5 protein-coding genes and 4 pseudogenes are annotated in these 7389 nt (G+C 68.6%); 8 read left to right on the top strand and 1 reads right to left on the bottom strand.

Annotated features, from left to right (window positions below; all coding sequences use genetic code 11):
• Positions 1–42: 42 nt before the first annotated feature.
• Positions 43–384, bottom strand: coding sequence for a nitrilase-related carbon-nitrogen hydrolase (locus E6W36_RS17025; protein WP_222873373.1), 342 nt, complete (start codon positions 382–384; stop codon positions 43–45).
• A gap of 152 nt (positions 385–536) precedes the next feature.
• Between E6W36_RS17025 and plsY the strand changes: the two are divergent.
• The 8 genes and pseudogenes from plsY (at position 537) to E6W36_RS21245 (ending at position 7382) form a co-directional block, all read left to right on the top strand.
• Positions 537–1216, top strand: a pseudogene (gene plsY / locus E6W36_RS22545) (glycerol-3-phosphate 1-O-acyltransferase PlsY).
• A gap of 70 nt (positions 1217–1286) precedes the next feature.
• Positions 1287–2390: pseudogene (gene dprA, locus E6W36_RS17015) on the top strand (DNA-processing protein DprA).
• Between the two features lie 87 nt (positions 2391–2477).
• A pseudogene (gene topA, locus E6W36_RS17010) lies at positions 2478–5037 on the top strand (type I DNA topoisomerase); the annotation flags it as partial.
• Between the two features lie 124 nt (positions 5038–5161).
• Positions 5162–5635, top strand: a complete 474-nt coding sequence (locus E6W36_RS19970) for a hypothetical protein (RefSeq protein ID WP_246047866.1) — start codon at positions 5162–5164, stop codon at positions 5633–5635.
• Complete coding sequence (locus E6W36_RS19965; RefSeq protein ID WP_246047865.1) at positions 5577–5975, top strand: hypothetical protein; 399 nt, start codon at positions 5577–5579, stop codon at positions 5973–5975. The genes E6W36_RS19970 and E6W36_RS19965 overlap by 59 nt, the downstream gene beginning before the upstream one ends.
• 5 nt (positions 5976–5980) lie before the next feature.
• Positions 5981–6304 (top strand): annotated as a pseudogene (locus E6W36_RS22540) (RNB domain-containing ribonuclease); the annotation flags it as partial.
• A 92-nt stretch (positions 6305–6396) separates the two neighbouring features.
• On the top strand, positions 6397–6648 hold the full coding sequence (locus tag E6W36_RS21250) for an RNB domain-containing ribonuclease (RefSeq protein WP_342776717.1): 252 nt from the start codon (positions 6397–6399) through the stop codon (positions 6646–6648).
• Positions 6648–7382 carry an RNB domain-containing ribonuclease gene (locus E6W36_RS21245; RefSeq protein ID WP_281277571.1) on the top strand — a complete coding sequence of 245 codons (735 nt, stop codon included), beginning with the start codon at positions 6648–6650 and terminating at the stop codon, positions 7380–7382. The genes E6W36_RS21250 and E6W36_RS21245 overlap by 1 nt, the downstream gene beginning before the upstream one ends.
• The last annotated feature ends 7 nt before the right edge of the window (positions 7383–7389 follow it).

Raw genomic sequence — 7389 nt, 5'->3', positions numbered from 1 at the left:
CACGCCACTGCGGCAGCCGGGCGGCCATGTTCGCATCCGCATTCAGAACGTAGGACCGCGGCCATCATCGAGCAGGGCGACGCCGGCATTGTAGGTCTTGCCGTTTTCGACATGGCAGGTGCCGACCAGCATTGCCGGGCCACCGTCCGCCGTCTGCCGCGCCAGCTCCTCCAGCGCGCGCGCCGCGGCCTGCTGCAGCGCCGGCTTCATCACCAGGTCTTCCGGCGGATAGCCGACCAGCGCCAGCTCCGGGTAGAGGATGACGTCCGCCGTGCGGGCCTGCGCGCGCATCGCCAGCATGGCGGCCGCATTGGCGGCAAAGTCGCCCACGCTGAGGTTGATCTGCGCGAGGGCGATGCAGAAACGGTCGGGCGGCGATGTCATCGCCGCGTCTGTAGGCCGTTCCTTGCGTGTCGACAAGTTGGGGCGCTATGCAGTGATTTCGAAACATGTGGGATTTTGGATAATGAGTTTTTGCCTTGGAGAGTAGCGGCAGTGTCGTCCTCTGGCTGCTGGCCGGCTATCTGAGCGGCACTGTGCCCTATGGTTTGCTGCTCACCCGGGCCGCTGGCCTGGGCGACATCCGTTCGATCGGCTCCGGCAATATCAGGGCGACCAATGTGCTGCGCACCGGCAACAAGGGGCTGGCGGCGGCCACCCTCCTGCTGGACGCCCTGAAGGGCGCAGTCCCGTGTGGCTGGCGCTGGCCTATGCCCCGGGCCTGTCGGCACTGGTCGGCGTGGCGGCCTTCCTCGGGCATCTCTACCCCGTCTGGCTGAAGTTCAAGGGCGGCAAGGGCGTCGCCACCTACATCGGGGTGATGCTGGCGCTGTCGCCGGTCGCCTTTGCCGGCGTCGCACTCGCCTGGCTGCTGGTGGCGCGGCTGTTCCGCTATTCCTCGCTCGCCGCGCTTGTCGCCGTTCTGGTGCCGCCGGTGGTGACGGCTCTGCTCGGCCGTACCGATGCGGTGGCGGCAAGCGTGGTCATGGCGGCGCTGGTCTGGTTCAAACACAGCGCCAACATCGCCCGCCTGCGCGCAGGCACGGAACCCCGGATCGGCGCGAAAAACAGAACCCGGGGATGCGGCCCCGGACCCGCTTCAGCTGGGATGACGTTGTCGAGGCCTTGCGGCGCCGCTGAACCTGCGTCGATCTGCGTGCAAGTCCCTTGTGTCGTGGATCGAAGTTCGCTCCACTATGATATTGGGTGCAACTGATTTCAGATTCAGGACGCTCGTGCACCAGACGGTTTGACTTCGGGCGCGAGTCGCCTGCACTGTTCTTCGCATGTTGCAAGATGACGAGCAGCGTGCGCGCCTGCGATTGATCCGCACGGAGACGGTTGGCCCGGTCACTTACCGGCAGTTGCTGGCGCGCTTCGGCAGTGCCCGTCATGCGCTGGAGCGGCTGCCGGATCTTGCGCGGCGCGGCGGTGCCTCGCGTTTCACCCTGGCCAGCCTGCAGGCCGTGGAAGCCGAGTTCGCGGCCGGCCTGAAGCTCGGCGGCCGCTGGCTGTTCGTCGACACGGCGGAGTATCCTGGTCTGCTGGCTCAGATCGACGACGCGCCGCCTGTTCTGCTGGCGCTGGGCCGGCTCTCCCCTGCAGGTGCAGGCTGTCGCTATGGTCGGCGCCCGCAATGCTTCCGCCGCCGGCCTGCGTCTGGCCGGCACGATCGCCCGCGATCTGGCGGCGCACGGCTGCACGGTTGTCTCCGGCCTTGCGCGCGGCATCGATACCGCGGCGCACAAGGGCGCGCTGGCAGCACCCGCGGGAGGGACCATCGGCGTGGTGGCAGGGGGCGCAGATGTCGTCTATCCGCCCGAAAATCACGCACTGCAGGCGGCGATCGCCGAGCAAGGGGTCGTGCTGTCGGAGCAACCGCTGGGCGCGCAGCCGCAGGCACGGCATTTCCCGCGGCGCAACCGTATCGTCTCCGGGGTGTCGCTCGGGGTGGTCGTGGTGGAGGCGACGCCCAAGTCCGGCTCGCTGATTACGGCGCGGCTGGCCGGGGAGCAGGGCCGGCAGGTGATGGCGGTGCCAGGTTCGCCGCTGGAGCCGCGCGCGCAAGGCTGCAACGACCTGATCCGCACCGGCGCGACCCTCGTGACCAGCGCTGCGGACGTTCTGGAATGTCTGGCACCGCTTGCCGGCCCATATGCTCCGCCGCCGCTTACTGTGGCTGAAGCATGCGATGATGGCGAGCCGGACGATGCGGCGCGCGCGGCGGTTCTGGCCCTGCTTTCGGTCACGCCGGTCCCGATCGACGATCTGGTCCGTTGGTCGCATGTCCCGCCGGGGCAGGTCGCTTTGCGCTGCTGGAGCTTGAATTGGCAGGCCGTTTGGTCCGGCATGCCGGCAATCGGGTGAGTCTTGTTGCGCCAGCGTTGTGAAATCTGGGGATTGCGCTTGCCTGCTTGCTTCGAGTAACGCTCGCGCCCGTTCGGCCGGATGCGGCCAGAGAGGCGAGGCCTGACTGCATGGACGTTGTGATCGTCGAGTCGCCGGCCAAGGCGAAGACCATCAACAAATATCTGGGCGGCAACTATACGGTTCTCGCCTCCTACGGCCATGTGCGCGATCTGCCGCCCAAGGACGGCTCGGTCGAGCCGGACGCCGACTTCCAGATGCACTGGGAGGTGCAGGCGGAGAAGAGCAAGCAGGTCAAAGCGATCGTCGACGCGCTCAAGGGTGCCGACCGCCTGGTGCTCGCGACCGACCCTGACCGCGAGGGCGAGGCGATTTCCTGGCACCTGATGGAAGTGCTGCGCGCCCGGAAAGCGCTGCCCAAGGGCGGCGTGCAGCGCGTGACCTTCAACGAGATCACCAAGTCGGCGGTCACCAAGGCGATGGCCGCCCCGCGTGACCTGCACGCCGATCTGATCGACGCCTATCTCGCGCGGCGCGCGCTTGATTATCTGGTCGGCTTCACCCTGTCGCCGGTGCTGTGGCGCAAGCTGCCGGGTGCCAAGTCGGCAGGGCGGGTGCAGTCGGTTGCGCTGCGTCTGATCTGCGAACGCGAGACCGAGATCGAGCGGTTCCATGCGCGCGAGTACTGGACGATCGGCGCCAGCATGCGCGACGAGAAGGGCCAGGTGTTCGACGCGCGCCTGGTTCAGTGGCGCGGTGCCAAGCTCGGGCAGTACGACCTGCCGGACGAGGCCACGGCCATGGCGGCCAAGGCGGATGTCGCGGCCGGTCGCTACACGATCGCCAGCGTCGAGAAAAAACCGGTCCAGCGCCACCCGGCACCCCCTTCACGACATCGACCCTGCAGCAGGAAGCGGCCCGCAAGCTCGGCTTCACCGCCAGCCAGACCATGCGGATCGCTCAGCAGCTATACGAGGGCGTCACGCTGGACGGCGAGACGACTGGCCTCATCACCTACATGCGCACGGACGGCGTCCAGATCAGCGGCGAAGCGATCGCCGCCGCGCGCCGCCTGATCGAGCGCGAGCACGGCCCGGACTATGTGCCGGACAAGCCGCGCGCCTACAGCGCCAAGGCCAAGAACGCCCAGGAAGCCCACGAGGCGATCCGCCCCACCGATCTGTTCCGTGGGCCGGACAGCGTGCGCCGCGCGCTGTCGCCCGAGCAGGCGAAGCTCTACGAGCTGATCTGGAAGCGGACCCTGGCCTCGCAGATGGCCAGCGCCCGCCTGGAGCGGACCACGGCGGACCTGGCAGCCGCCGACGGCAAGACCGGCCTGCGCGCAACCGGGCAGGTCGTGCTGTTCCCCGGCTTCCTGGCGCTCTATCAGGAGGGTCGACGACAGCGCGGACGAAGAGGACCGTCGTCTGCCGCCGCTGACCGAGGGCGGCAAGGCGGACCCGCAGGCGGTCGAGGCGACCCAGCATTTCACCACGCCGCCGCCGCGCTATTCCGAGGCCTCGCTGGTCAAGAAACTCGAGGAGCTGGGCATCGGTCGCCCCTCGACCTATGCCTCGATCCTGCAGACCCTGCGCGACCGCGCCTATGTGCGCATGGACAAGAACCGCTTCCTGCCGGAAGACAAGGGGCGGCTGGTGACGGCGTTTCTGGAAAAGTTCTTCGCCCGCTATGTCGGCTATGATTTCACCGCCGACCTGGAAAACCAGCTGGACGCCATTTCCGCCGGCGACCTCGCGTGGAAGCAGGTACTGCGTGATTTCTGGGCCGATTTCCAGCCCAAGACCAAGGAAATCCTCGATCAGCGCCCGTCGGACGTCGTCGAGGCGCTGGACCGGTTTCTCGAGCCGTTGCTGTTTCCGGCCCGCGCCGATGGCAGCGATCCACGGCTGTGCCCGACTTGCCAGCAAGGTCGGCTGTCGTTGAAAACCGGTAAGTTTGGTGCCTTCATCGGCTGCCCAACTATCCGGAGTGCAAGTATACCCGCCCGTTCGGTGCCGAGGACGCAACGGCGGATGCTGCCAACGATGGGCCGCAACTGCTGGGGACCGACCCTGCGACCGGCCTGCCGGTTACCCTGCGCACCGGCCGCTTCGGCCGCTATGTGCAGCTTGGCGAGGACCCGGCGGAAAAGGGCGCGCCCAAGCCGCCGCGCGCCTCCCTGCCGCGCGATGTGCCGGCCGAGGCGCTGTCGCTGGAACTGGCGCTGCGACTGCTCAGCCTGCCGCGCACCATCGGCCAGCATCCGGAAACCGGCAAGCCGATCACCGCCAGCATCGGCCGCTTCGGGCCGTACATCGCCCATGACGGGGCCTATGTGTCGCTGAAGTCAACCGAGGACGCACTGACGATCGGCATGAACCAGGCGGTCGTAGCACTTGCCGACAAGGCGAACCGGCCGGGCCGGGCCGGGCCGTCGGCGCTGCGCGATCTGGCGCCAACGAGGCGGGCGCGGCGATCAAAGTGATGAACGGCCGCTACGGTGCCTATGTGACCGACGGCACAACCAACGCCACTCTGCCCAAGGATGTGTCGCCCGAGGCGGTGACGCTCGAGCAGGCGCTGGCGCTGATCGCCGATCGGGCTGCCAAGGGTGGGGGCAAGAAGCCTGTGAAGCGTGCAGCGCCCAGGAAAGCGCCGGCGAAAAGCCCGCCAAGGCCGCCGCCGCGAAGACACCGGCCAAGGCCGCCAAGCCCACGGCCACCAAGCCCACGGCCGCCAAGACCAAGGCTACCAAGCCCAAGACGGCCAAAGCTGGACGCGCGGCGAAGGCGAAATGACCCGCAAGCGCGGTCAGGGCCGGCCCGATATCGCCGCCTCGGCCGATGGGCTGCCCGACCGCGAGCAGATCCGCCGCTTCATCGAGACTGCGCCGGCCACGGTCGGCAAGCGCGATATCGCCAAAGCATTCGGCGTGCGGGATCGCGGTGCGTTGCGCGCCCTGCTGAAGGACATGGAGGCGGATGGGGCTCTGCAGCGCGGTCCGGCGCGCAGCTACGGCGTTGCCGGCAGCCTGCCGCGTGTCGGCGTGCTCAAGGTGGTCGAGGTGCGCAGCGACGGCGACGTCTATGCCGAGCCGGAGCAGTGGGCGGGGCCGGACCGACCGCCGCGCATCCGGGTGAGCGAGGGGCCCGCACCCTGGCCAGAAGCACCGGCCGCGCACTGCCGCTTTGGGTCTGGGCGACCGTTTCATGGCGCGCATCGACGGGCAGCCGGGCCGGGCGCGTGCGCAGGTGCTGAAGCGGCTTGAGCGCGTGGCTGAACTGGTGCTGGGGGTCGTCAAGGCGGAAGGTGCGTACTTCCGGCTGATCCCGACCGACAAGCGACTGCGCATGGAATTCAACATCCCGGAAGACATGCTCGGGGATGCACGGGTCGGCGAGCTGGTCTCTGCCGAGCCGATGGCGCGCCACAGGGCGCTTGGCTTGCAGAATGTGCGGGTGCTGGAGCGCCTGGGCGATCCGTTCGGTCCGCGCGCGCTGTCGCTGATCGCGATATCGCAGCATGGCCTGCCGGCGCGCTTCGACGACGCGGCGCTTGCGGAGGCAGCGCGCGCCGCCACGCGGCCGCTGGGGCACGCGCCGACCTGACCGCCATGCCGTTCGTCGCCATCGATCCCCTGGACGCGCGCGACCATGACGACGCGATCTGGGCCGAACCCGTGGAGGGTGGCGGCTGGCGCATTGCGGTCGCCATCGCCGACGTGAGCTACTATGTCCGCCCCGGCGACGCCATCGACCGGGAGGCGCACCGACGCGGCAACTCCGCCTATTTCCCGGATCGCGTCGTGCCGATGCTGCCCGAGGCGCTGTCGGCGGACGCCTGCTCGCTGAAAGCCGGCACGGACAAGGCGGCGCTGGTCTGCCACATGAGCGTGGGGCCGCGCGGCGCAGTGACCGGTTTCCGGTTCGAGCGCGCCCGCATCCGGCTTGCCGCCAACATCGCCTACGAGAACGCCCAGGCGGTGATCGACGCGCAGGCGGGCGATGCCCTGCCGCTCCTGGAGCCGTTGTGGGGGCTTGGCGCGCGCTCGATGCCGCGCGCCAGCGGCGCGAACCGCTTGACCTCGATCTGCCGGAGAAGCGCATCGAACTGGACGCAGACGGTCGGGTGGTCGGGGTTCGCCGCCGCGAGCGGCTCGATGCGCACCGGGTGGTCGAGGATTTCATGATCGCCGCCAATGTCAGCGCCGCCAAGGCGCTGGAGCAGGCCGCGTTCCCGTGCGTCTACCGTATCCATGAAGCGCCGCCGCGCGAGAGGTGATGGCGCTGAAGACCTATCTTGAGTCGCTGGGTGTGCCGCTGGCGCTCGGTCAGGTCCTGCGGCCGGCGCTGTTCAACGATATCCTCCGGCGGACGGCTGGCTCCCAGTCCGTCGAAGAAATCAGCGAGCAGATCCTGCGCACGCAGACCCAGGCAGTCTATTCGGTCGACAATGTCGGCCACTTTGGCCTGGCATTGGCGTCCTATGCGCATTTCACCTCGCCGATCCGCCGCTACGCCGACCTGCTGGTGCACCGGGCATTGGTGCGCGCGCTCGATCTGGGCGAGGACGGGCTTGGCGACCAGGACCTGCGCAGCCTCGGCGCAACGGCGGATCACATCTCCATGACCGAACGCCGGGCCATGATGGCCGAGCGCGACACCATCGATCGCTATGTGGCGCAATACTTGTCCGGCCGCATCGGGGCCGTCATGCCCGGCAGGGTGACTGGCGCGACCCGCTTTGGCCTGTTCGTAGCACTTGTGGAGAGCGGCGGCGACGGCCTTGTGCCCATCTCGACCCTGGGCGACGAGCGCTTCCACGTCGATGACGCGACCCAGAGCCTCGAGGGCGCCTCGACGGGCGTGCGCTATACGGTCGGCATGCGTCTGGACGTGCGGCTGGTCGATGCCGACGTGTTGACCGGCACCCTGCGTCTGGCGCTCGCGGACCGTCCGGAGCCGGCGTTTGCCCAGCGGCCGCCACGTCTGCTGCATCGGCGTGGCCGGCGCTGATACTTGG

The sequence above is a fragment of the Hankyongella ginsenosidimutans genome (assembly GCF_005144965.1).
In the GTDB taxonomy this organism is placed as follows: domain Bacteria; phylum Pseudomonadota; class Alphaproteobacteria; order Sphingomonadales; family Sphingomonadaceae; genus Hankyongella; species Hankyongella ginsenosidimutans.
The sequence above is the reverse complement of the archived record's forward strand: the minus strand, read 5'-3'. Positions and strand labels throughout refer to the sequence as shown.

Bases quoted from the DNA above. Each gene is read 5' to 3' on its own strand.
- E6W36_RS17025 (WP_222873373.1), bottom strand. From the start codon at position 384: ATGACATCGCCGCCCGACCGTTTCTGCATCGCCCTCGCGCAGATCAAC.
- E6W36_RS19970 (WP_246047866.1), top strand. From the start codon at position 5,162: ATGACCCGCAAGCGCGGTCAGGGCCGGCCCGATATCGCCGCCTCGGCC.
- E6W36_RS19965 (WP_246047865.1), top strand. From the start codon at position 5,577: ATGGCGCGCATCGACGGGCAGCCGGGCCGGGCGCGTGCGCAGGTGCTG.
- E6W36_RS21245 (WP_281277571.1), top strand. From the start codon at position 6,648: ATGGCGCTGAAGACCTATCTTGAGTCGCTGGGTGTGCCGCTGGCGCTC.